The following is a 24,469-nucleotide window of genomic DNA, read 5'->3' as shown; positions in this document are numbered from 1 at the left end:
AGGGGTCAGAGGAGTTCGAGGATGGTGGTGTTGGCCATGCCGCCGGCCTCACACATCGACTGGAGTCCGTAGCGGATCCCGTTGTCGCGCATGTGGTGCACGAGGCGGGTCATCAGGATGGCGCCCGAACCACCGAGCGGGTGGCCGACGGCGATCGCGCCGCCGAGCGGGTTGAGCCGTTCGATGTCGGCGCCGGTCTCGGCCTGCCAGGCCAGCGGCACCGGTGCGAAGGCCTCGTTGATCTCGAAGGCGCCGATGTCGTCGATCGACAGACCGGAACGCTTGAGAGCCTTGGCCGTCGACGGGATGGGGCCGGTCAGCATGACGACCGGGTCGTCGGCGGCGACGACAGCGGTGTGGATGCGCGCGATCGGGGTCAGCCCATGCGACTTCGCCGTCTCCGACGACATGATCAGCAGTGCACCCGAACCGTCGGAGATCTGCGAGGAGTTGCCGGCGTGGATGACGCCGTCCTCGGCGAACGCCGGCTTGAGTTTGCCGAGCGACTCCAGGGTGCCGCCACGGCGGATGCCCTCGTCACCTTCGAGCACACCGGAGATCGGGGCGAGCTGTCCGTCGAAGGCACCGCGGTCGACGGCAGCAGCCGCGAGTTCATGTGAGCGCAGGGAGTACTCGTCGAGACGGGTGCGGTCGAAGCCCCACTTGGAGGCGATGGTCTCCGCCCCGAGACCCTGGCTGAACTTGTCGATGCCGTAGCGGTCGAGGACGGTGGCCGGCTGGTGCTCGCCGTTGGGGGCCGAGCTGCCCATCGCGACGCGGCTCATCGACTCGACGCCACCGGCGATGACGATGTCCTGCTGGCCCGAGATGACCGCGGCGGCGGCCTGGCTGACGGCCTGCTGGCTCGAACCGCAGGCACGGGTGACGGTGGTGCCGGGCACCGATTCCGGCCATCCGGCCGCGAGGATCGCGGTGCGGGCGATGTTGCCGGCCTGCTCCGACGACTGGCTGACACAGCCCCAGACGACGTCGTCGACGACTGCGGGATCGAGCCCGGTCCGCTCGACGAGAGCCTCGAGGACGTGGGCGGACAGGTCGGCCGGGTGGATTCCGGACAGGGCTCCGCGGCGGCGTCCGATCGGGGCGCGGACGGCGTCGACGATCACTGCATCGCGCATGAGGTCTCCTAAGAAGGTCGGGCAGTGGATTGCGTTGTGGATGGAACCGAGGACGTCCGTGAGCGGAAATCACCCGTCCTATCGAGCCGACCATGAACAGGTCTGGCGGACAAGTCGATTCCCGCTCACGGACGATGAGGTGCTGCCTATGGGCCTAGGCGGTCAGGACCGCGTTCGGGCGCAGACGCTTGCGGTCACGCACGGGGTTGGCGAAGACCAGCGCCAGCACGGCACAGACCGAGGCGACCAGTCCGAGGACCTGGAACGCGGTGGCATATCCCTCGGCCGGAGTGGCCGCGGCGTCGACGATGACGCCGGTGGCGTACGGCGCGACGAGGCCGCCGATGGCCATGATCGCCAGGAACACACCGAGGGTGCCTGCGGTCTGACGCGGCGGGCAGATCTCCGCGACAGCGGCGTTGAGCAGCGGGAACACCATGGCGGCGAAGCCATAGCCGACCGACAGGATCAGGACGCAGACGATCGGGGCGCTGATCGAGGGCAGCAGGAAGAGCAGGACACCGGAGATGAGGACGCCGACCGACGGGACGACGATGCGGAGCACCCGCGGGGATGCACCCTTGGTGATCATGCGGTCGCTGGTGACCGAGCTCAGCAGCATGAGAGCGAGGCCGACGATCGACGGGAAGGCGAACATCGAACCGGACTGCAGCTGGCTGTATCCCAGGCCGTCCTCGAAGTACGACGGCAGCCAGGTCAGCACGACGGACACCAGTGCGTAGACGCTCATGACCAGCAGGGCGCCGGTGATGAAGGTCGGCGCGAGGAAGATCTTGATCCACGGGGTGGCCGGTTCGGCGTCGGCCGGGGAGGCCTCGGCCTTCTCGGTGTCGTCGACCTTCTTGGTCTTGCCGCTTGCGATGTACGGGCCCGGGCGCCAGACCGTGAGCCATGCGACGGCCCAGACCATACCGGCGGCGGCCAGCGAGAACAGCGCCCAGCGCCAGCCGAAGCTGACCGTGATCACGGTGAGCAGCGGGGCGATCGCGATTTTGGAGATCGATGCGGAACCGGCGAGGAGTGCACCGGGCAGTGCGCGGCGGGCAGGCGGATGCCACGCGTAGGCGGCGGTGTGCAGCAGCGCCGACGACGGCCCCTCGGCGAGGCCGAGGAACAGCCGGCTGATGAGGAGGACCGCGAAGCCCGCCACCGCGATCATCGGCAGCATGGCCGCCGCCCAGCACAGGCCGAGGAGGACCAGCGACCAGCGCAGCGTCATCCAGCGGTTGAGCAGACCGGCGAAGAAGCCGCCGATGGTGAAGGTGAGGAAGAACAGGCTGCCCACGAGACCGATCTGAGCTGCGGTGAGGCCGAGCTCGACACGGAGCGGCTTGGCGATGATGCCCAGCACGGCCTTGTCGGCGTAGTTGATGACGTACAGGCTCACCAGCAGGGATGTGAGCCCCCAAGCGGTGAGGCGGCGTTCGCCGAGCGGGCCGTAGCCGCCGCGCGGGGTGGGAACACTCTCGAAGTCGGAGGTGATGGGGGCGTCGGCAGCAGCGGACGCCGAGGGCTTCCTGCCGGAGCCGGAGCCGGAGGCGGTCGTGACCGTCATGAGGGTTACCTCTTCCAGGGGGAATGGAATCGGGGGGTCTGAGGACGATGCCGATCCAGTGGGATGGATCACATCTGCACCTGATTGAACGGGCCGTGATCCCGTCGCCGCAACAGGCGCTCGGTGAACGCTCCGACTGCCACAGCCTATGTGTCAGCGATCACAACGCCCTGAGCAGCGTTCATTGGTCGGCCCTATCGGAGGGTTAGGCGCGAACACTGTTCGATCCGCCTTCGGAGACGGCGTCTGTCATTGGCCCGCGCTATCGCACCCTTAGCGCATCGCGTCTACTTCGGGCGGCCGCCGGACGGCATGCTTGGTTACGTTGCGTCCCACATCCACCCGTCGGTGCGACCCCGCACCGCCCGTTCACGGGAGAGAACACACCACCATGACCCGTCTCGCGCAGACCCTGGGCCTCACCGAGATCCAGACCGAGATCGTCGCCAACGTGCGGTCTTTCGTCGACAAACAGATCATCCCGAATGCGCAGGAACTCGAGCATGCGGACGAATACCCGCAGGCCATCGTCGACGGCATGAGCGAGATGGGCCTGTTCGGCCTGATGATCCCCGAGGAGTACGGCGGCCTCGGCGAATCACTGCTCACCTACGCACTGTGCGTCGAGGAACTGGCTCGCGGCTGGATGAGCGTCTCGGGCGTCATCAACACCCACTTCATCGTCGCGTACATGCTGCGCCAGCACGGAACCGACGAGCAGAAGCAGCGTTTCCTGCCGCGGATGGCCACCGGCGAGGTCCGCGGCGCGTTCTCCATGTCCGAGCCCGAACTCGGCTCCGACGTCGCGGCCATCAAGACGACCGCCAAGCGCGACGGTGAGGACAACTACGTCATCAACGGCCAGAAGATGTGGCTGACCAACGGCGGGTCGTCGACTCTTGTTGCGGCCCTTGTCCGTACCGAGGAGGGCGAGGAGCGCCCGCACAAGAACCTGACCACCTTCCTGGTGGAGAAGCCCGCCGGTTTCGGCGAGGTGGTCCCGGGCGTGACGATCCCCCGCAAGCTGGACAAGATGGGCTACAAGGGAATCGACACCACCGAGCTCATCTTCGACGGGTACCGCGCGCCCGCCACCGACATCCTCGGCGGCGTGCCCGGCAAGGGTTTCGTGCACATGATGGACGGGGTCGAGGTCGGCCGCGTCAACGTGTCCGCCCGGGCGTGCGGAATCGCCCAGCGCGCCTTCGAACTCGGCGTGAGGTACGCCCAGCAGCGCTCCACCTTCGGCAAGCCCATCGCCGAGCACCAGGCCATCGCCTTCTCGCTGGCCGAGATGGCGACCAAGGTCGAGGCCGCGCACCTGATGATGGTCAACGCCGCCCGCCTGAAGGATTCCGGCGAGCGTAACGACGTCGCGGCCGGCATGGCCAAGTACCTGTGCAGCGAGTACTGCGCGGAGGTCACCCAGGCGTCGTTCCGCATCCACGGCGGTTACGGCTATTCCAAGGAATTCGAGATCGAACGCCTGATGCGCGATGCGCCGTTCCTGCTCATCGGCGAGGGCACCAGCGAGATCCAGAAGCAGATCATCTCCAAGGGACTCCTGCGCGAGTACCGCGAGCAGTAACCCAATCCTCCTCTTCACCAACACCTTTAGGAACCGATATGCAGCGTCGCATCTTCACCGAGGACCACGAGGCCTTCCGCAAGACGATCCGGGACTTCATCGCCAAGGAGGTCACGCCCGTCTACCACGACTGGGAGAAGCAGGGCCATCCCCCGCGCGAGTTCTACAACCGGCTCGGCGATCTCGGCGTCCTGGGTATCGAGGCCCCTGAGGAGTTCGGCGGCGGCGGGGTCAGCGACTTCACCTACTCCCTGGTGATCGCCGAGGAGACCTCCGCGGCCGGCGTCACCTTCGGCAGCTACTCGGTGCACTCGAACCTGATCCTCCCCTACCTGATGGAGTACGGGACCCAGGAGCAGAAGGAGCGCTGGATCCCCGGATTCTGTTCCGGAGACATCATGTTCGCGATCGCGATGACCGAGCCCGGCACCGGTTCGGACCTCGCGAACATCGCCACCACCGCGAAGCTGTCCGAGGACGGCTCCCACTACGTGCTCGACGGCGCGAAGACCTTCATCACCGGCGGCGCCCTCGCCGACCGCATCCTCGTCGTCGCCCGCACCACCCCCTTCGATCCCGAGAACCGTCGTGCGGGTCTGTCGATCCTGGTGGTGGACACCAAGTCCGAGGGTTTCGCGGTCGGCCGCAAGATCGAGAAGATCGGCCTCAAGGCGTCCGACACCGCCGAGCTGTCCTTCGACTCGGTGAAGGTGCCGGTCGAGGATCTCCTCGGCGAGGAGGGTGCCGGCTTCAAGTACCTCAGCCACAATCTCGCCCAGGAGCGTCTGACCATCGCGATCGGCGCGTCGGCCACCGCCGCCGCAGCCGTTCAGCACGCCATCGCCTACACCAAGGAACGCGACGTCTTCGGCAAGCCGGTCGCGGCGTTCCAGAACACCAAGTTCGTGCTCGCCGAGTGCTCGGCCGAGGTCGAGGCGATCCGCGCCATCGTCGACCGTGCCCTCGAGCTGCACAACGAGGGCGAGCTGACCGTCCCCGACGCCGCACGCGCCAAGCTGTTCGCGACCGAGACCGCGGGCAAGGTCATCGACAAGTGCCTGCAGCTGCACGGCGGCTACGGCTATGTCCTCGAGTACCCGATCGCCCGTCTCTACGCCGACACCCGCGTCACGCGCATCTACGGCGGCACCAGCGAGGTCATGAAGACGATCATCGCGAAGGATCTGGGACTCTAGGTTTCCGCTCAGCGATCACGTTGCGTTTTGTGTCGCTTTCCGGGACAAAACGCAACGTGATCACCCGGCGCCGTAACGCCGACCCTCCCGAATGCGAAATCAGTGCCGAGAAGCAGCACCGATGACGCACTCTGCGCACGCGCGTGATCTGCTTGCCTTAATATTCGCTGAGCGAAGCAGTGGGTCGGGACGTGGGAAAGTGCGGGAAACAGTTGGTGCGGAAGTCTAAGCGCGGGGTACGCGTCCTGGCGGCGGTCTTGATCACCGCATTCGTGACGGCACTGGTGGCGGCGACCGCATCCCCTGCGCAGGCGGCACCCGTCCGCTACTCCGGCGGCCCGTACATCGCGATGGGCGACTCACGTGCGTCGGGCGGGTTCTTCACGCCGACGCCGGACTACTTCGACGGCTGCAAGCGGTCGGCGCTCAACTACCCGAAGTACGTGGCGGCGATGACGCTGCCGCGGCGCTTCGTCGACATCTCGTGTGCCGGGGCGCAGTCGACGCACCTCTATCGCACCGTGCAGCACACCCCGCGTGGCGCGAAGGCGGTGCAGCTGAACCTGGTCCCCCGCGACGCCCAGCTCATCACCGTCAGCATCGGCGGCAACGACATGCAATGGGCCGCGATCCTCGCGCAGTGCAAGATCCGTCAGCCGCTCACCGACCGACGCTGCCGGAACAATCCGCAGCTCGAGAACGAGGTCCGGTGGCGCGTGCAGCGCATGGAGGACCGCGTCACCCCGGCGCTCCGGGCGATCCGCAAGAAGGCGCCCCGCGCGCAGATCATCGTCGTCGGCCTCGGCGGTTTCATCGGCAACAGCGGATGCTGGCCGCTGATCCCGCTGAGCGACCCCGACGCCCGGTGGATGCGACAGGTCTTCCATCGCGCCAACGACGCTCTCCTGCGCGCCACGACCAAGGTCGAGGGCCGTTTCGTCGACGCCAATCGCGGGTCACTCGGACATGATCCGTGCAATCTGATCAATCCCTGGTACGAGAGCGCGCTGTCGAACCGGATCGCGATGCCGTATCACGTCAACCAGGCGGGAGCATTGGCGATCGCCATGATGGTCAACGGCGCGATCCGCCGGTAGCGCGCGCATGACCGGTCACTAACCTGGTCGGCGTGGCTCATCTTCTCGGCGCGGAAACCCTAGGTCTGGAATACCCGACGACCAAGGTCTTCGACTCGGTCTCCCTCGGCGTCAACGAGGGCGATCGGATCGGCATCGTCGGGCGCAACGGCGACGGTAAGTCGAGCCTGCTGGCGATGCTCGCCGGCCGCAAGCAACCCGACTCCGGCCGCGTCACCGTTCGCGGCGGGGTGCGCGTCGGCGTCCTGGACCAGGTCGACCGCTTCGACGACGACGAGACCGTCGGCCACGCCGTCGTCGGCGACCGTCCCGAACACGAGTGGGCGGGCGACGCGAAGGTCCGCGACGTGATCGGCGGACTGCTCGGCGACGTCGACTGGAACGCTACGACGAGCTCCCTGTCCGGCGGTCAGCGCCGACGCGTCTCGCTCGCCCGGCTTCTCGCCGGCGAACACGATGTCCTCGCGCTCGACGAGCCGACCAACCACCTCGACGTCGAGGCCATCACGTGGCTGGCCGATCACCTGAAGCGCCGCTGGCCCGCCAACGCCGGCGGACTGCTGGTCGTCACCCACGACCGCTGGTTCCTCGACGAGGTGTGCACGGTGACCTGGGAGGTCCACGACCGGATCGTCGAACCCTTCGAGGGCGGATACGCCGCCTACATCCTGCAGCGCGTCGAACGTGACCGGCAGGCCGCGACCATCGAGGCACGCCGCCAGAACCTCGCGCGGAAGGAACTCGCCTGGTTGCGTCGCGGGGCTCCGGCCCGTACCTCCAAGCCGAAGTTCCGCGTCGACGCGGCCAACGCACTCATCGCCGACGTCCCGCCCGTCCGGGACAAGGTCGCACTCCAGTCACTGGCCACCGCGCGCCTCGGCAAAGACGTCGTCGACCTCCTCGACGTGTCGGTTTCCTACGGTGACCGCGACGTCCTCGACGGAGTCGAATGGCGTCTCGCCCCGGGTGAACGGACCGGCATCCTCGGAGTGAACGGTGCAGGCAAGTCGACGCTGCTCGGGCTCATCGCGGGCACGGTCGAGGCGACCGCGGGAAAGGTGAAGCGAGGCAAGACCGTCAAGGTCGCCACTCTCACCCAGCGGCTCGACGACCTGAACCGCTTCCTCGACGACCCGGTCCGCAAGGTGATCGCCGACCTGCAGACCACCTACACCTTCGGCGCCGGCTCGAAGGCACAGGAGCTCTCCCCCTCGCAGCTGCTCGAACGCCTCGGCTTCGACAGTGCCCAGCTGTCCACTCCGGTCAAGGACCTGTCCGGAGGGCAGAAGCGTCGTCTGCAGCTGCTGCTCATCCTGCTCGACGCCCCCAACGTGCTGATCCTCGACGAGCCGACCAACGACCTCGACACCGACATGCTGGCCGCCCTCGAGGACCTCCTGGACTCCTGGCCCGGCACCCTCATCGTCGTCTCGCACGACCGCTACTTCCTCGAGCGTGTCACCGACCAGCAGTTCGCCGTGATGAACGGCAAGTTGCGCCACCTCCCCAACGGTGTCGACGAGTTCCTGAAACTCCGTGCGGCACAACAGAAAGAAACGGCTTCCGCGACGGCGTCCGGCTCGAGCGGCTCGTCGAGCGAACCCACCTCTGCACTCAGCGGTGCGGAACTACGGGCGGCGAACAAGGAGCTGGCGTCACTGGAACGTCGGATCGACAAGCTGCACAGCAAGATAGACGAGGCCCGCACCGCTCTCGCCGACCACGACCAGTCCGACTATCAGGGTCTGGCCGCCGAGACCGAACGCATCCGGGAGATGGAGTCCGAGCTCGCCGAGATCGAGGAACGCTGGATGGAGCTCGGCGAAGCCATCGAGTGACCTCGATACCGAGCAGATCCCGCTGGTCGAGGAGCCGAGGAGCCTGCGACGAGGCGTATCGAAACCGCTACCGCCCGAAAGCTTCCCGGACCGCCGTCATGACATCGGGCAGCGACCCGTCGACGACGCTGCTGTGGTTTGCGCGGGCGTAGGTCTTCAGGTCGACGTTCGTGCCGCCGCGCTCCATCGACGACCGCAGCGAACGGCTCAACGGGTACGGCAGGATCGGATCGAGCATGCCGTGGGCGATGGTGACCTTCGCCGGGTAGCCGGCGGTGGGGACCTCGGCGTAGGCCCGTAGCGCGTCGCGGAATTTCTGGTCCTTCGTGAACGACGACGCGACAAGCGATCCCGGCGATACCGACCTCAGCGCGGCGACGACGTCGCCGTTGCAGCGGGCGCGGGACCGGTCCAGGAACCGCTTGCCGCTGTCGGTGAGGAAGTCCCCGATCTTCAGCTCCGGCTGCGAATGGTCGAGGCCCGCGAGGGTGTACAGGAACGGCGCACTCAAGCCGTTCAGGGCGCCGAGCCCGGGAATCCGGGGTCCGAACAGGCCGAACAGATTCTCCAGGTTCGAGACCGGGGCGATCGCGACCGCACCCTTGACCGGGAGCTCCGGGGCGTACGCCGGTTGACGGTGCGCCGCATGCAGTGCCGCGTGACCCCCCTGGGAATGTCCGACCGACACCCAGGAGCTGCCCAGCGCGGCGTCCACCGAACGGGCGGCGCGGATCATGTCGATGATCGAGTACGCCGCGGCGGCACCGCCGAGATAGTCGGTTTCCCCGGCCGATCCGAGTCCGGCGTAATCGGTGGCGGTCACCGCGTAACCCGCGTCGAGCGCGGCCCGGACGGGTGCCTCGACCCCGTCCCCCAGTCGGTGCTTCGTCGGCGCACACTCGTCGGCGATACCGACGGTGCCGTGTGCCCAGGAGACCACCGGCCAACCCCCGGCCGGCGGTGTGCCGCGCGGGACCCAGTAGACACCGGTCGCCATCGCCGGACGGCCACGCTGATCCCGCGTGGCGTAGGTCAGACGGGTTCCGGCGGCCGCTGCCGACGGGAGCTGGTCGTCAGGGACGTCGGTGGTGGTGAAGACGAATCCGTTGTCGGGGGCCGCGGCCGACGACGGCGGCGTCGACGCGAGCGACCCGACGCCGACGAGCACTGCGACGACGAACGTCACCACGGCGGTCAGGAGTCTGCGGAGCACCCGGACAACTGTAGTGACTCCCGCGAGAAGACGAGGTCAGGGAGTCGCGGCGGTCTCAGTTCGTGCCGAGGACGCGGGTTCCCGGTGCGGGGCCACTCGCGGTGCGGACCGCGCGGGCGACACCCGCTCCCGACAGCTCGGCGGCCACGTTCACCGCGGACTGCTCGTCCGCACAGAGGAACGCACACGTCGGGCCCGACCCCGACACGATCCCGTTGAGGGCACCTGCGTCGACACCGGCCCGCAGTGTGCGACGCAGCGTCGGCTGGAGGCTCAGCGCGGCCGGCTGGAGGTCGTTGTGCAGCAACGGTGCCACCGCGCGGGGGTCACCGGAGGCGAGGGCCTGCATCAGGTCGTCGGGGGAACGCAGGAAGTCGCCGTCGTCGTCGACGTCACCGGACCTGCTGTCGCGCAGCCGGTCCAGCTCCTTGTACACCGCCGGGGTCGACAAACCCTCGCGTGCAAGGGCGAGCACCCAGTGGAATTCGCCGCGGGAGAGCACGTGCATCAGTTGCTCACCGCGGCCGGTGCCCAGCGCGGTGTTGCCGTGGAGGGCGAACGGGACGTCGCTCCCGAGATCGGCGGCGATCTCGGCTAGTTCGTCACGGGAGATGTCGAGCTTCCACAGGTGCGCGAGCGCGACGAGCGCACCGGCCGCGTCTGCGCTGCCGCCGGCCATACCCCCGGCGACCGGGATCGTCTTCTCGATCTGGATGGCGACGTGCCCCGCACGGTCCGCCCACCCGGCCAGGGCCTGTGCCGCACGGGCCGCGAGGTTGGAGGCGTCGGCGGGCACCGAACCGGCGCCCTCACCCCGGACCGTCACGGACAGCTCGTGAGCGCGGGCCACCCGGATGTCGTCGTGCAACGACAGTGCTTGGAACACGGTGACCAGATCGTGGTAGCCGTCATCGCGGCGCGGGCCGACACCGAGGTGGAGGTTCACCTTCGAGGGGGCGCGCGCGGTGACCGAGTCGGTTACCACCGACAGCGACGTTCGCGACACAGTGAGTCAGACTAGTCGGGCCGGTGCGGATACGCGCTCAGGGCTGCTGCGCGGCGACTCAGGGCCGCCATCCACGTCGCGCGAGTTCCCCGACGTGGTCGACGACCAGGACGGCACCGGCATCGCGGAGTTCGGCCTCGGCGAATCCCCCGGATCGGACCGCGACGCACGCGGCGGGGAGCCGATGAGCAGAGGCGACATCCCACACCGTGTCCCCGACGACGATCGCCCGCGCGCCGCCGGCCTCCTTCAACGCCACCTCGAGAATGTCGGGTGCCGGCTTCGAATCGTCCGCGTCGTCCGACGACGTGACCGCCGCGAGATCGGCCCGCTCGAAACCCATCACTTCCAGTGCGGCGTCGGTGAATTCGGCCTTGCCCGACGAGGCGAGCGCGACCCGGTAGCCGGCGTCGAGCAGTCCCCGGACGAAGTCGACGGCGCCAGGCAGCGGCCGGACGTCGGGTAACAGCTTGCGGTAGTGCCGCTCCCAGTCGTCACGAAGGGTGTCGCCCAGCGACTCCTCGACATCATCGCCGCAGATCTCGCCGACGAGCCGGTCCCCACCCATCCCGATGGCGCGGTGGACCTCCCACCACTGCGGCGTGAGATCGCGCGCGGTGAAGGCCTGCATCCAGGCGAGCGCGTGAAGATAGGTCGTGTCGATCAGCGTCCCGTCGACGTCGAGCAGCACGGTGTCCACATCACTCGAGGTGGTGTCTGGCATCTGCGCTTTCCTTCCGGATAGAGAGAATCCGGTTTACCCAACCGGCTCGGGGGCTACACCGCAACGACCGATCATCGTAGAGACGTACCGCCAGAGGAGTCCCCATGCCAACCCGATTCGGGTACACCCTGATGACCGAGCAGGCCGGCCCCAAGGACCTCGTCCGCTTTGCCGTCGGCGCCGAGGGCGCCGGTTTCGACTTCGAGGTGTCCAGCGACCACTACTTCCCGTGGCTGTCCTCGCAGGGGCACGCCCCGTACGCGTGGTCGGTGCTGGGCGCGGTGGCCCACGCGACCGAACGCGTCGAGCTGATGACCTACGTGACCTGCCCGACGATCCGCTATCACCCGGCGATCATCGCGCAGAAGGCCGCGACCCTGCAGATCCTCGCCGACGGCCGCTTCACCCTCGGGTTGGGTTCGGGCGAGAACCTCAACGAGCACGTCGTCGGTGCGGGCTGGCCCGCGGTCACCGACCGCCAGGACATGCTCGCCGAGGCGATCGAGATCATCCGCAAACTGCACTCCGGCGACCTCGTGGACTTCCGCGGCGAGTTCTTCCAGGTCGACGCCGCGCGCATCTGGGATCTCCCCGAGCAGCCCGTGCCGATCGGCGTCGCGGTGGCCGGCGACGCCGGGATCGAGACCTTCGGTCCGCTGGCGGATCATCTGATCGCGGTCGAACCGAACGCCGACCTCATCTCCTCCTGGAACGCGCAGGCGGCCACGGGGACGATCGACGGCAAGGGCACCCGCGCCATCGGGCAGATCCCGATCAGCTGGGGCCCGGACCGCGATGCCGCCGTCGAGAGGGCCCACGACCAGTTCCGATGGTTCGCCGGCGGCTGGGATGTCAACGCCGACCTCCGCACCACCGCGGGCTTCGCGGCCGCGACCCAGTACGTCACCCCCGACGACGTGGCCGCCAACATCCCGTGCGGGCCCGACCTCGACAAGATCGTCGAGGCCGTGAAGCCCTACTGGGAGGCCGGATTCACCGACGTCGCACTCGTCCAGATCGGCGGCGAGACGCAGGACGACTTCCTGCGGGACGCCGCCCCGGAGCTGTTGGAGAAGTTACGCGCGGCGTCGAGCTGAGAACTCAGACGCCTCCGTGGTTTTCCAGATCGAACAGCGCCACCGTTGCGGCGAGCGGTCGTCGTCGACGCGGAGTACGGCTGAGTGGACCTCTGCCACCGCCTCCCGCCCGTACTGGCTGAAATCCTCGAATCGAGTACCCGTGAAACGGAATCCGGCCGACGCCGCCAGGCGCGCCGATACCACGTTGTCGGTGCGCGCCATCCACTCCACACGTCGCACATCCGCGCCGTCGGGGTCGAAGGCGTGGTCGAGGACCGCGCGCAGCGCCTCACCCAGATAACCGCGCCCACGCTGCCACGCGGCACACCAATAACCCAGTGACGCAACGCCTTCACCGCGGGAATGGAGTCCGGTGACGCCGACGAATCCGCCGTCGAGAAGTTCGATCGTCCACACGCGCGAGCCCTCCGCGCGCGAGATCTCGCGTACGAACTTCTCGGCATCGGCACGCGTGAAGGGGCTCGGCAGCAGGGTGAACCGCTGGATTCCGGGGTCCTGACAGGCCTCGACGATCGGGTCGATGTCACGGTCCTCGGGTGGGCGCAACCGCAGGCGCGGCGTCGTCAGGGTGGGCGCTTCGGACATGACAGACCTCGGTCGGGGATCGTTCGTTGTCCCTACCACGGTACGACCGCACTCGAGGGGCGGGCCAGCGGGTTTCGTCAGACGGTGCGGGCCAGGCGCACGAAGTCGTCGACGTCGAGTTTCTCGCCGCGGATGCCGGGATCGATGTCGGCGGCGCGCAACCGGCGCTCGGCCTCGGCCGGGGAGCCCGCCCAGCCGGCCAGTGCCGACCGCATCGTCTTGCGGCGCTGTGCGAATGCCGCGTCGATCACGGCGAACACCGTCTGTCGGAAGACCGGGTCGATCGGGTAGTCGTCGGTGCGTTCGATGCGCACGAGTCCGGACTCGACCTTGGGTTCGGGCCAGAACACGTTGCGCCCCACCGCACCTGCGCGACTCACGCGGCCGTGGTAGCGAGCCTTCACACTCGGCACGCCGTAGGTGCGGCTGCCGGGCGGCGCGGCGAGCCGGTCGGCCACCTCCGCCTGGACCATCACCAGGGCGGTCGTGATCTCGGGGAACAGTCCGAGCAGGTGCAGCAGCACCGGGACCGAGACGTTGTACGGGAGGTTGGCGACGAGAGCCGTCGGCACGACGGGCAGATCGTCGCGGGTCACCTGCAGGGCGTCGGCGAGCACGACGTCGAAGTTGCCGCTCTGCGCCGGCGCGTATTCGGCGACGGTGTGCGGAATCCGTTGCGCCAGAATCGGATCGATCTCGATGGCGACGACCCGGCCCGCCGTGCCGAGAAGGGCGAGGGTCAGCGAACCGAGTCCGGGGCCGACCTCGAGGACGACGTCGTCGGAACCTACGCCGGAGGCCGTGACGATCCGGCGCACCGTGTTCGCGTCGTGGACGAAGTTCTGACCGAGGGTCTTGGTCGGCCGGACACCGACCTCGGCGGCGAGCTCGCGGATCTGCGCGGGTCCGAGGAGCCGCGGTGCGTCGCCTGGCGTGTCGTCGTTCAGCGGAGACCCAACTTGGACGTGCACGACGGCCATGCGCCCCAGCCCTGGGCGGCCTGAGTCTTCTTGGCGATCGCGATCTGCTCTTCGCGGGTGGCGAGGTCGGCGCGCGGTGCGTACTCGAGGCCGCCCCAGCGCTCCCAGGTATTCTGGTCGAACTGCACGCCGCCGTAGAACCCGTTGCCGGAGTTGATGGCCCAGTTGCCGGTGGCCTCGCACTGCGCGAGGGCGTCCCACACGGAGCCCGGCGGGACGTACGGAGCACCCGGCTTGGTGCCGATACGGACGGTGGCGGCGACGGGCTCGCTGAGCACCTCGCTCGTCAGCTTGTCGCGCTTCACGACTCGTCCGTTCACCTTGGTGACCTTATACGTCACCCGCGCCTCACCGGGGGTGCCCTTCTTTTCGACGACCTTGCGGTCGCGGACGAGGGTGGGATCTTCCTTCTTGATCTCCGGCGGGGCGACCGGCTCGGTGACGGTGACGTCCTCGGTCTTGATGCGTGTGACGACGATCTTCAGGTCGGGGGTGACCTCGGTGTCGGCGGCCGGCACGACCTTGTCCTCGGCGCCGAGCGGCGTGCCGAGGGCCTCCAGCAGGTCCTTGACGGTGTGGGCGGCGACGACCGGGCGCTTCTTGGCCGAACCGTCCACCAGGTGCACCGGCTTGGGGAGGGCGACGTCGATCTTGCCGCCGTCGACGGGCAGTTCGTCGGTGCCGAAGTCGGCTTCCTCGGCGGCGTGCTCCAGGCCCCGCTCCTCGAGCAGCTGGTCCACGGTGGAGGCGTTGGTGATGATGGTCTCGCGCTTGCCCTCGATGTCGAGGGTGAGCTTCTTCAGACGGTTGACCTTGATGGTCTGACCCTCGCCGAAACCGGAGTCGAGCGACGGGCTGACCTTGTCGCCGTCGGCCGGGGCGAGACCCTCGGACTCGAGCAGGCTCTCCACCGACATCGCCATCGTGGACACCTGACGGGTCTGCCCGTCGACGTCGATGGTGACGGTCTTGTGCATCGCGACGCCCATGACACCACCGGCGGCAACGGTCGCGCAGACGGCTCCCACCGCCAGGCGGGCACGCAGGGAATCGGTCCCGTTGATCTTGGAGAAGACCGACTTGGGCGACACTGAGGGAGGCAGAGAAGGCAAGGCACAACAATCTGGTCGGGAACAAGGCGCCGCCGCGACCGGGAGACCCATCCGAGCTGTTCGGGATGCGTGCGCATCACAAGACTGAACCGCTGAGAGCCGGATGTGTCGCTCTGGCCGAGCGGGATCACAGTACGATAACGAACCGGCCAGATTATGGCAAAGGGATGTTGTAGACGCGCCGCGCATTGGCGCCTAACAGAAGCGCCATCTCGTCCTCGGACACTCTTCTGACCTCAGCGATCGCCCGTGCCGTGTACGGCAGGCAGTACGACTGATTCGGCTGGCCACGGTAGGGATGCGGGGTCAGGAACGGCGCGTCGGTCTCGACGAGGATCTGTTCGTCGGGTACGAGTTCGGCGGCGACGCGCAACTCCTCGGCATTGGCGAAGCTCACAGTCCCGGCAAAGCTCAGGACGTACCCGCGGTCGACGCATTCACGGGCCACATTTCGGTCACCGGAGAAGCAATGCATGATCACGGTGTCGGGAGCGCCCTCGGCGGCCAGGATGTCGAGCAGATCCCGATCCGCCTCCCGGTTGTGGATCATCAGCGGCTTGCCGACCCGCTTGGCGAGGTCGATGTGCCACCGGAACGTCTCGTGCTGCACCTCCGGCGACGCGCAGTCGTCGGACTTACCCGGCCAGTAGTAGTCCAGACCCGTCTCACCCACCGCGACCACCCGCGGATGACGGACCATCTGCTCGAGTTCGGCGGCGGTCTCGTCGTTCAGATCGCCCGCATGCATCGGATGCAGCGCGACGGCCGCGTAGACCCGGTCGTCCCACTCCGCCGCGGCGACCGCCCAGCGGGCGTCGACCATGTCGTCGGCGACCGTCACCACCTGGTCCACGCCGACCCCCTGGGCGTGGTCGAGGATGGCGCGGACCGAGTCGGCGTCCCGCCCACCGCACGCCGCGAGGTGGGTGTGGGCGTCGACGAGCCCCGGCAACGGCGTCGGGTCCGGCGGCGGCTCGCGCCGACGACGCTTCTTTGCCGCCTTGTTGCTCAGGGTCTCGGCAGCCGCGTCGGTGGGGGCGCCGGTGGGGGCTCCGTCTGCGGCGTCGCTGGCGTCGCTCATGGCAAACACCTTGGCACAGATACGCGACGTCTCGTGCCCGACTACAGCGCGACTGTGCCCTCGATCACGGTAGCGGTGTCGCCACCGACCCAGATGTTCTCCCCGTCGTCGTGGACGTGGACGCGACCGGCGCGACCGATGGCCCCACCCTGGGCGGCGACATAACTCTCCGGCGCCTGCCCCGTCGCCCGCAGCCAGGTCGCGATCCCCGCGTTGAGGCTGCCGGTGACCGGGTCCTCGGGCACGCCGATGCCCGGGACGAAGGCGCGGACCTCGGCGAAGACGTCGCCGGACGAGTAGAGACCGAGCAGGCCGACCTCGTGGCCGCCGAGGGCCGGGATGTCGGGGCGGACCTCGAGCACCCGCTCCCCCGATCCCAGCTGGATCACCATCCACCCGGGACCGTTGTCGACCCATTCCGCCGCGAGCACCTCATCCCGATCGACGCCGAGTGCGGCGACGACCTCGTCGACGGTCTCCGGGGCGACCGGACCCGACCGGCGCAGCGGCGGCGCGGCGAAGGCGAGTCGTGGACCCGATCGGCGGATGCGGACCAGTCCGACGCCGCACTCCTGCACGACGTCCTCCCCCTTCGGCCGGCCGCCCGAGGTCAGCCAGGCGTGCGCCGATCCCAGGGTCGGGTGACCGGCGAACGGCAGCTCCCCGTCCGGGGTGAAGATCCGCAGCTTGTAGTCGGCGGCCGGATCAGTGGGCGGCAGCACGAACGTGGTCTCCGAGAGATTGGTCCAGCGGGCGAACGCCGCCATCCGGTCCTCGGCGATGGGAGCGCCGGGCCCACCGCCGTCGACGACCACCGCCACGGGATTGCCCTCGGTGCCGGTGGAGGAGAACACATCGACCTGAGCGAAACGACGAGTCATGGCGCCATCGTCTCAAAGGGGTTCACGCATCGGCCACGGAGTTTCCCGGGTGAACGGATACCGGCCGGTAGGGCCCTGCGGCGGTTAAGGTCGATTGACCGACGCACACGGACGGAAGAGTCGATGACGCCCGGACCACTACACAGGACACAGCTGGCCGTCGAGGTGGCCGACTACCTGCGCACCCGGATCATGACCGGAATCCTGCGACCGGGAGACTTCGTCCGGCTCGACGAGACGGCGTCGGCACTCGGGTGCAGTGTCACCCCGGTCCGCGAGGCGCTCGCGACCCTCCGTGGTGAGGGACTGGTGAAGCAGGCCCTGCACCGCGGCTTCATCGTCGAGACGCTCACCCGAGGCGACATCGTCGACATCTTCTGGATACAGGCCGAACTCTCCGCGCGCCTCGCGAGTCATGCCGCCGAGAACCCAGACCTGGAGCAGCATCTGGGCGAACTGGCCGCACTCGCCGACGACCTCGACGCAGCCGTCGACTCCGGACGCGCCGAGGAGGTGCTGTCCGCGGAATTCGCCTTCCACCGCAAGGTGCACCTGATGGCCGAGAGCAGAAAACTCGCCTGGTTCCAGTACTCCGCCAGCAAATACAATCCGCTACAGCTGTATTCGAGCGACACGGAGTGGGGCCGGTCCGCGGCGGCCAGCCACCGACGCCTCATCGAGCTGCTGCGCACGGGCGACACCGCGGGCATCAAGGCCGAGATCGTCGCCGCCTTCGAGGACGCGCGCGACCGCCTGATCGCGCAACTGGAATCGATCGGTTTCTGGGATGAAGGCCGTTCACCGACAACCGAAGCACACACCGTCGGCTCCGCCTGACGCGCGCTATCGCGCTTCACCGCGACTTACCCGACTCGGGCGGGTAGCGTTGCGAATCGTGTTGGGATTGCCAGAAGTGATCACTGTCGCGCTCTTCGATCTCGACGGGGTCCTCACCGAAACCGCGGTGCTCCACCGCAAGGCATGGAAGAAGACGTTCGACGCCTTCCTCGCCGAACGGGCGGGCGGCGTCGACGCGCCCGGTTTCGCGGAGTTCACCGACCAGGACTACCTCGACTATGTCGACGGACGCCCCCGGGAGGACGGTGTGCGGGCCTTTCTGGCGTCGCGCGGGATCACCGACGTCGATCCCGCGACCGTGACCGCGATCGGGAACGGCAAGAACGACATGTTCCTCGTCAGCCTCGCCGAAGACGGTGGTCATGCCTATCCGGGTTCGGTGCGATACCTCAATGCGGCACGCGAGGCGGGTCTGCGCATCGCGGTGGTGACGTCGTCGAAGAATGGAGGACCAGTGCTCGAAGCTGCCGACCTGTCGGAATTCGTGGAGGTCCGCGTCGACGGTCTCGAGATCGCCGCGCGTGGACTCAACGGCAAACCCGCCCCCGACTCCTATCTCCTCGGGGCCGAACTCATGGGTGTCGAGCCGACGGCGGCCGCGGTGTTCGAGGACGCCATCTCCGGCGTACAGGCCGGTAGCGCAGGCAAGTTCGGCTACGTCGTGGGGGTCGATCGGGTCGGCGGCGGACAGGCCGAGGCGATGCGCGCCGCCGGCGCCGACATCGTCGTCAACGATCTCGACGAATTGCTGCCCGCATGAGCGCGGACAAGCCACACGGGTTCGAGATCCACCCGTGGCAGCTGAAGTGGAGCGGCGGAGTCGATCTCGACATGCTCGGCCGCACCGAGACGTTGTTCGCGTTGTCGAACGGACACATCGGTTTACGCGGCACCTTCGAGGAGGGTGAACCGGTCGACCACCCGGGCACCTACCTCAACGGCTTCTACGAATTGCGCGGCCTCCCCTACGCGGAGAGCGGCTACGGCTATCCCGAATCGGGCCAGACCGTCGTCAACGTGACCGACGGCAAGATCATCCGTCTGCTCGTCGAGGACGAGCCGATGGATCTTCGGTACGGCCGTACCGAAGAGCACGAACGGACCCTGGACTTCCGCACCGGCACGCTGCGTCGACACACGCTGTGGACGTCGCCGACGGGCCGGACCGTGCGCATCAAATCCGAACGACTCGTCTCGTTCACCAAGCGCACCATCGCGGCCATCCGCTACGAGGTGGAGCCCGTCGACGAGGACATGAAGCTCGTCCTGCAGTCCGACCTGCTGGCCAACGAGCCGGTCCCCGCCCCCGGCAACGACCCGCGTCTCGCGGCGGCGCTCGACGCCCCGCTGGTGTCGGACCTCGCGACCTGCCGCAACTACTGGGGCATGCTGGTCCACCACACCAAGCAGTCCGGCCTGCACATCGCGGCCGGCATGGATCACGAGATCTACTTCCCGGACAAGGCCGACACCTTCATCCGTGCCGACGGCGACCTCGCCCGCCTCACCATCGCGGCGAACGTGCCGAAGGGCAAGAGCCTGACCCTCACCAAGTACATGGGTTACGGCTGGTCGGCACGACGTTCGGTCCCGGCGCTGCGCGCACAGGTCGACGCCGCGCTGGCGATGGCGATGGAGACCGGTTGGGACTCGCTCAAGGCCGACCAGGTCCGCTACCTCGAGGACTTCTGGCGCGACGCCGACATCGAGCTCGACGGGGATCCCGAACTCCAGCAGGCGGTTCGGTTCGCACTGTTCCACGTCCTGCAGGCCGGTGCCCGCGGGCAGTCGCGCGCGATCCCGGCCAAGGGACTCACCGGTCCCGGCTACGACGGCCACACCTTCTGGGACACCGAGAGTTTCATCCTGCCGATGCTCACCTACACGGTGCCCGCGGCGGCCGGTGAGGAACTCCGCTGGCGCCACGCCACCATGGACAAGGCGAAGGCCCGCGCCGCCGAGCTCGGGCAGCGCGGCGCGATGTTCCCGTGGCGGTCGATCAACGGCGACGAGTGTTCGGGCTACTGGCCCGCGGGCACGGCCGGTGTGCACGTGTCCGCCGACATCGCCAACGCCACCGCCCGCTACCTGCGCGCCACCGACGACGAACAGTTCGAAACCGAGTGCGGCGTCGAACTTCTCGTGGAGACCGCCCGGTTGTTCGCCGGCCTCGGACACCACGACGTCAACGGCAGGTTCCGCATCGACGGCGTCACCGGCCCCGACGAGTACACCGCGGTGGTCAACAACAACACCTTCACCAATCTCGCCGCGCAGCAGAACCTGCGCGACGCGGTGGCCGCCGTCCATCGGCGTCCCGACCTCGCCGAGCAATTCGGGGTGACGACAGCCGAAGCGGCGCACTGGGAGTCGTGCGCCGACGACATGTCGATCCCCTACGACGACGCGCTCGGCGTGCACCAGCAGTGCGAGTCGTTCACGCTGCTCGGTGCCTGGGACTTCGAATCGTCCGTCGGTCGCTATCCGCTGTTGCTCAACTACCCGTACTACGACCTCTACCGGAAACAGGTGGTCAAACAGGCCGACCTGGTGTTCGCGACCTACCTGTTCGGCGACTCGTTCACCGCGGAGCAGAAGCTCCGCAACTTCGACTACTACTACCCGATCACCGTGCGCGACTCCTCGCTCTCGGCGTGCTGCGAGGCGGTGACGGCCGCCGAGGTCGGTTATCTCGACCTCGCCTACGACCTGCTCGCCGAGTCGGTGTTCACCGATCTGCACGACCTGCACAACAACGTCAGCAGCGGTCTCCACATCGCCGCGCTCGCCGGCGCGTGGACCGACTGTGTCGCCGGCTTCGGCGGGATGCGCGACTTCGGCGGGCAGATCACCTTCGCGCCGCGGTTGCCGAGCCGGTTGACGTACATGTCCTTCCGCATGATCGTGCGGGAGTCGAAGTTCGTGGTCGCGGTGGACAAGGAACACGCCACCTACCGGCTGTTGTCCGGACCTCCGATCGATCTCTCGCATCACGGCGAGAAGTTCACCCTCACGTCGGCACCGGTGAGCATGAAGATCCCCGACCTCGAGTACCGGGAACCGCCCAAGGCGCCTCCGGGCTGCGAGCCCTACCGGCGCGAGATCTGAGCGGGCCCCGATACCTCTGCAACACCGACACCTCGGCAACACGCCTCTTGACCTTGACACTGTGACAGGGTCTGTAGTGGGTGCCCGAGGAGGTGTTGACCATGACCCAGGCGATCACGGCCGCACTGCATGCACCCGACCCGTCGACGCGTCTGCGTGCGGCGATGGCGGCGGGTACCCAACCGGACCCGCTCCTGACCGACGAGCTGATCGCGCGCTGCCGCGTCGAAGAAGATTTCTTCGTCCGGGACATGCTGACGTGGGCGCTGACCAGGCTGCCCGCGCAGGTGACGGTGCCGCGGCTCGTCGGCGAGCTGGTCTCGGAGCTGCCGCAGGCCCGCAGCCAGGCACTGCACACGCTGTCGAAGGTCGGCGACCGGTCGGCATGGCCGGCCGTCACCGCTGATCTGCTGCACGACGCCGATCCCGAGGTCGCGCGGACCGCATGGCGCGCCGCGGTGGCCCTCGTCCCGCCGGGCGAGGAGACTGCACTCGCCGGCGAACTCGCCCGGGAACTCGGGCGAGGCCCGATCGACGTGCAGCGCAGCCTGAGTCGGGCGCTGGCCGCACTGGGCGAGGCAGCCGTCGATGCGCTCGCCACGGCTCGTCGACATCGGGATCCCCCGGTCCGCGCGCATGCCGAGGCGACCGCCCGGATCATCGACGACCCGGACAACGACTTCGCCTACGAGCTCGAGCAAGCCACTCGGATGACGAACACTGTTGTATCCGTTCAGGATTCGAGTCCGCCGTGCTGATCGGCGAGGTGGCGCGGCGTTCGGGTGTCAGCTCCCGGATGCTGCGCCACTACGACACGCTCGGTCTCGTCCGCCCGACCGGCCGCACGACGGGCGGCTACCGGGAGTACTCCGATGCCGACATCGAGCGTCTGTTGCACGTGGAAAGTCTACGGTCGCTGGGGTTGTCGCTGCGCGACGTCGGCCGCGCCCTCGACGACCCGGACTTCGCCCCGGATACGTTGATGGAGAAGCTGATCCAGGACACGCGGGACCGAATGGCCGCCGACGCCCGGTTACTCGATCGACTGGAACAGATCCAGGTGGCCGGCGCCGGGGACTGGCCGGCCGTGCTCGACGTGGTCGGCCTGCTCCGTGCGGTGCACTCCGAACACCCCGCCCACCGCCAGCGCGCGGCGCTGCGGGCGGGAGACGCCGGGTTGTCCGCCGGGGCGCTGACCGATGCCCTGGTCGCCGAATCCGACGAGAACGTCGCCGGCGCGCTCCGCTGGGCGCTCGCGCAGACCCCGGGTGCCCTCGACCAGCTCGCCCCCCGGGTCACCGACGGCGACGCGACGGTCCGGCGACGCGCGGCCACCGCACTCTCCGCGCTTCACGACGCCCGGACCACCGCGGTGCTCGAGGCGTCGCTGACCGACCCCGACCCCGAAGTCCGGCGAACGGTCGCCCTCACCCTCGGCCGTCGCGGTGTCGAGGCCGCGGTGGACGTCCTCGTCGAACTCGTCGCCGCCGGTGACCGCGATGTCGAGGCCGCCGAGATCCTGGCTACGCAGTACGACGACGACGGGATCGTCGGGCGGCTCGTCTACCGCCTGGGCGCCGATCCGGACCCGTCGGTGCGGCTGCGGCTGGTCCAGGCCCTGGCGGAGATCACCGGCGGCGCTGCGTCGAAGGCCCTGACCGAGCTCGGCGACGACGCCGACGTGACGGTCGCCCGTACCGCGCGGGCGATCGGGTCGTTGCGATCCCGCTGAACGGAGCCGACCCGCGATTGGCTGTCGGCGGCTGCCGGTCGGTACTCTGTGGAGCACTATGGCACCCGATCTGACCAGCCCTGATCTGTCCAGCACGACCGAGGACGGCACCTCGTACGGTGCGGGGCGGCCGTACTACCTCACCACCGCGATCGCGTATCCCAACGGCGCGCCGCACATCGGGCACGCCTACGAGTACATCTCCGCCGATGCTCTCGCGCGGTTCAAGCGCCTCGACGGTTTCGACGTCCGGTTCCTGACCGGCACCGACGTCCACGGGCAGAAGATGCAGCAGACCGCGCAGGCCGAGGGCATCCCCACCGCCGAACTCGCCAACCGGAACTCCGACCGATTCCAGTCGCTGCAGGAGCGTCTCGGCTCGAGCTTCGACCGCTTCATCCGCACCTCCGACGAGGACCACAAGCGGGCGTCGGAGGAACTGTGGAAGCGGATGAGCGACCGCGGTGACATCTACCTCGACAAGTACTCCGGCTGGTACGACGTCCGCGACGAGACCTTCTACGCCGAGTCCGACACCGAGGTCAACGACGCCGGCGAGCGCGTCGCCTCCGACACCGGGCACGTGGTGACCTGGACCGAGGAGGAGACCTACTTCTTCCGGCTCTCGGCCTACCAGGACAAGCTCCTCGAGCTGTACGAGGCGCAGCCCGACTTCATCGGTCCCGACGTCCGCCGCAACGAGGTCATCAGCTTCGTCAAGGGTGGGCTCACCGACCTGTCGGTGTCGCGCACGACGTTCGACTGGGGTGTCCCGGTCCCCGACCATCCCGAGCACGTCATGTACGTGTGGGTCGACGCGCTGACCAACTACCTGACCGGTGTCGGCTTCCCCGACGACGCAGCGACCTTCGAGCGTTTCTGGCCCGCCGACCTGCACATCATCGGCAAGGACATCATCCGGTTCCACTGCGTCTACTGGCCGGCCTTCCTGATGAGCGCGGGCGTCGCACTGCCCAAGCGGGTCTTCGCGCACGGCTTCCTGTTCAACAAGGGCGAGAAGATGTCCAAGTCGGTCGGCAACGTCGTCGACCCGGAGAACCTCATCGACGAGTTCGGCCTCGACCCGGTGCGCTACTTCTTCCTGCGCGAGGTGTCCTACGGCCAGGACGGCTCGTACTCCGCCGAGGCGATCGTGTCCCGCATCAACGCCGACCTCTCCAACGAGTTCGGCAACCTCGCCCAGCGCACCCTGTCGATGATCGGCAAGTACTTCGACGGCGTGGTGCCGGCGACCGCCGACCTCACCGACACCGACAAGGCCCTGCTGGACCGAGCCGACTCGCTGCTCGGGACCGTCCGCGAGCACTTCGACAACCAGGCCATCCACCTCGGGCTCGAGGCACTGTGGTCGACGCTGGCCGAGACGAACCGGTACATCTCCTCGCAGGAGCCGTGGAAGCTCGCGAAGACCGACCTCGACCGCACCGGCACCGTGCTCTACGTGTGCGCCGAGGTAGTGCGCATCGTCGCGGTGCTGAGCCAGCCGGTGATGCCGGAGTCGTCGAACAAGATCCTCGACCTGCTCGCGGTCGGCGACGACCGTCAGTTCAGCGCCGTTGCCACCCGCCTCGCGGCGGGAACCGCGCTGCCGAAGCCGTCCCCCGTGTTCCCGCGTTACGAGAACTGACCGATCC

21 protein-coding genes are annotated in these 24,469 nt (G+C 68.2%); 11 read left to right on the top strand and 10 right to left on the bottom strand.

The genetic code is table 11. The features are described 5' to 3' along the window. Window positions 1-5: 5 nt before the first annotated feature. Together GONAM_RS13935 and GONAM_RS13930 are read right to left on the bottom strand one after the other, a co-directional pair. Window positions 6-1,139, bottom strand: coding sequence for a thiolase family protein (locus GONAM_RS13935; protein WP_006867397.1), 1,134 nt, complete (start codon window positions 1,137-1,139; stop codon window positions 6-8). 154 nt (window positions 1,140-1,293) lie between these two features. Then, the gene (locus tag GONAM_RS13930; protein ID WP_006867396.1) at window positions 1,294-2,715 is read right to left on the bottom strand and encodes an MFS transporter; all 1,422 of its coding nucleotides are present in this window, start codon (window positions 2,713-2,715) and stop codon (window positions 1,294-1,296) included. A gap of 391 nt (window positions 2,716-3,106) precedes the next feature. On the opposite strand from GONAM_RS13930, the gene GONAM_RS13925 reads away from it, so the two are divergent. The 4 genes from GONAM_RS13925 (at window position 3,107) to GONAM_RS13910 (ending at window position 8,434) form a co-directional block, all read left to right on the top strand. Continuing rightward, entirely contained in the window at window positions 3,107-4,303 is a 1,197-nt protein-coding gene (locus tag GONAM_RS13925) for an acyl-CoA dehydrogenase family protein (protein ID WP_006867395.1), read from the top strand. Window positions 4,304-4,341: 38 nt separating this feature from the next. Further along, complete coding sequence (locus tag GONAM_RS13920; RefSeq protein ID WP_006867394.1) at window positions 4,342-5,499, top strand: acyl-CoA dehydrogenase family protein; 1,158 nt, start codon at window positions 4,342-4,344, stop codon at window positions 5,497-5,499. 212 nt (window positions 5,500-5,711) lie between these two features. Next, window positions 5,712-6,596: an SGNH/GDSL hydrolase family protein gene (locus GONAM_RS13915; protein ID WP_040536485.1), complete on the top strand. Its 885-nt coding sequence runs from the start codon at window positions 5,712-5,714 to the stop codon at window positions 6,594-6,596. A gap of 32 nt (window positions 6,597-6,628) precedes the next feature. Beyond that, window positions 6,629-8,434 carry an ABC-F family ATP-binding cassette domain-containing protein gene (locus GONAM_RS13910; protein WP_006867392.1) on the top strand — a complete coding sequence of 602 codons (1,806 nt, stop codon included), beginning with the start codon at window positions 6,629-6,631 and terminating at the stop codon, window positions 8,432-8,434. A 67-nt stretch (window positions 8,435-8,501) separates the two neighbouring features. On the opposite strand, the gene GONAM_RS13905 is transcribed toward GONAM_RS13910, so the two are convergent. From GONAM_RS13905 to GONAM_RS13895, 3 genes are read right to left on the bottom strand one after another with little or no spacing between them, the layout of a single operon-like run. Further along, window positions 8,502-9,647: an alpha/beta fold hydrolase gene (locus tag GONAM_RS13905; protein ID WP_006867391.1), complete on the bottom strand. Its 1,146-nt coding sequence runs from the start codon at window positions 9,645-9,647 to the stop codon at window positions 8,502-8,504. 55 nt (window positions 9,648-9,702) lie between these two features. Next, window positions 9,703-10,653 (bottom strand): 4-(cytidine 5'-diphospho)-2-C-methyl-D-erythritol kinase, encoded by a 951-nt coding sequence (locus GONAM_RS13900; protein WP_006867390.1) that lies wholly within the window; start codon window positions 10,651-10,653, stop codon window positions 9,703-9,705. A gap of 58 nt (window positions 10,654-10,711) precedes the next feature. Continuing rightward, window positions 10,712-11,377, bottom strand: coding sequence for an HAD family hydrolase (locus tag GONAM_RS13895; RefSeq protein ID WP_006867389.1), 666 nt, complete (start codon window positions 11,375-11,377; stop codon window positions 10,712-10,714). A gap of 104 nt (window positions 11,378-11,481) precedes the next feature. On the opposite strand from GONAM_RS13895, the gene GONAM_RS13890 reads away from it, so the two are divergent. Then, the gene (locus tag GONAM_RS13890; RefSeq protein ID WP_006867388.1) at window positions 11,482-12,474 is read left to right on the top strand and encodes an LLM class F420-dependent oxidoreductase; all 993 of its coding nucleotides are present in this window, start codon (window positions 11,482-11,484) and stop codon (window positions 12,472-12,474) included. Here GONAM_RS13890 and GONAM_RS13885 read toward each other — a convergent pair. The 5 genes from GONAM_RS13885 to GONAM_RS13865 form a co-directional block, all read right to left on the bottom strand. Beyond that, window positions 12,454-13,062 (bottom strand): GNAT family N-acetyltransferase, encoded by a 609-nt coding sequence (locus GONAM_RS13885; RefSeq protein ID WP_006867387.1) that lies wholly within the window; start codon window positions 13,060-13,062, stop codon window positions 12,454-12,456. The genes GONAM_RS13890 and GONAM_RS13885 overlap by 21 nt on opposite strands. Before the next feature lie 77 nt (window positions 13,063-13,139). Next, window positions 13,140-14,042: a 16S rRNA (adenine(1518)-N(6)/adenine(1519)-N(6))-dimethyltransferase RsmA gene (rsmA, locus tag GONAM_RS13880; protein WP_006867386.1), complete on the bottom strand. Its 903-nt coding sequence runs from the start codon at window positions 14,040-14,042 to the stop codon at window positions 13,140-13,142. Then, the gene (locus GONAM_RS13875) at window positions 14,006-15,133 is read right to left on the bottom strand and encodes a resuscitation-promoting factor (RefSeq protein ID WP_006867385.1); all 1,128 of its coding nucleotides are present in this window, start codon (window positions 15,131-15,133) and stop codon (window positions 14,006-14,008) included. The genes rsmA and GONAM_RS13875 overlap by 37 nt, the downstream gene beginning before the upstream one ends. Window positions 15,134-15,308: 175 nt before the next feature. Next, a complete protein-coding gene (locus tag GONAM_RS13870) occupies window positions 15,309-16,235 on the bottom strand; it encodes a TatD family hydrolase (protein WP_006867384.1) in 927 nt (308 codons plus the stop codon). Between the two features lie 41 nt (window positions 16,236-16,276). After that, window positions 16,277-17,116 (bottom strand): PhzF family phenazine biosynthesis protein, encoded by an 840-nt coding sequence (locus GONAM_RS13865; RefSeq protein WP_006867383.1) that lies wholly within the window; start codon window positions 17,114-17,116, stop codon window positions 16,277-16,279. Between the two features lie 123 nt (window positions 17,117-17,239). Between GONAM_RS13865 and GONAM_RS13860 the strand changes: the two genes are divergently transcribed. The 6 genes from GONAM_RS13860 to metG all read left to right on the top strand — a co-directional run bounded on the left by GONAM_RS13860 (window position 17,240) and on the right by metG (window position 24,462). After that, window positions 17,240-17,953: a GntR family transcriptional regulator gene (locus tag GONAM_RS13860; RefSeq protein WP_006867382.1), complete on the top strand. Its 714-nt coding sequence runs from the start codon at window positions 17,240-17,242 to the stop codon at window positions 17,951-17,953. Between the two features lie 58 nt (window positions 17,954-18,011). Then, window positions 18,012-18,734 (top strand): beta-phosphoglucomutase family hydrolase, encoded by a 723-nt coding sequence (locus tag GONAM_RS13855; RefSeq protein WP_040536466.1) that lies wholly within the window; start codon window positions 18,012-18,014, stop codon window positions 18,732-18,734. Continuing rightward, on the top strand, window positions 18,731-21,082 hold the full coding sequence (locus GONAM_RS13850; RefSeq protein WP_006867380.1) for a glycoside hydrolase family 65 protein: 2,352 nt from the start codon (window positions 18,731-18,733) through the stop codon (window positions 21,080-21,082). Before GONAM_RS13855 ends, GONAM_RS13850 begins: the two co-directional genes overlap by 4 nt. Before the next feature lie 101 nt (window positions 21,083-21,183). After that, window positions 21,184-21,840 (top strand): HEAT repeat domain-containing protein, encoded by a 657-nt coding sequence (locus GONAM_RS13845; protein WP_006867379.1) that lies wholly within the window; start codon window positions 21,184-21,186, stop codon window positions 21,838-21,840. Further along, the gene (locus GONAM_RS13840; protein ID WP_006867378.1) at window positions 21,834-22,814 is read left to right on the top strand and encodes a HEAT repeat domain-containing protein; all 981 of its coding nucleotides are present in this window, start codon (window positions 21,834-21,836) and stop codon (window positions 22,812-22,814) included. Before GONAM_RS13845 ends, GONAM_RS13840 begins: the two co-directional genes overlap by 7 nt. 58 nt (window positions 22,815-22,872) lie before the next feature. Further along, window positions 22,873-24,462 carry a methionine--tRNA ligase gene (metG, locus tag GONAM_RS13835; RefSeq protein WP_006867377.1) on the top strand — a complete coding sequence of 530 codons (1,590 nt, stop codon included), beginning with the start codon at window positions 22,873-22,875 and terminating at the stop codon, window positions 24,460-24,462. Window positions 24,463-24,469: the final 7 nt, after the last annotated feature.

This window comes from Gordonia namibiensis NBRC 108229, from assembly GCF_000298235.1.
In the GTDB taxonomy this organism is placed as follows: Bacteria; Actinomycetota; Actinomycetes; order Mycobacteriales; family Mycobacteriaceae; genus Gordonia; species Gordonia namibiensis.
Note: the sequence above shows the minus strand (reverse complement) of the source record. Positions and strands in the feature narration are given on the sequence as shown.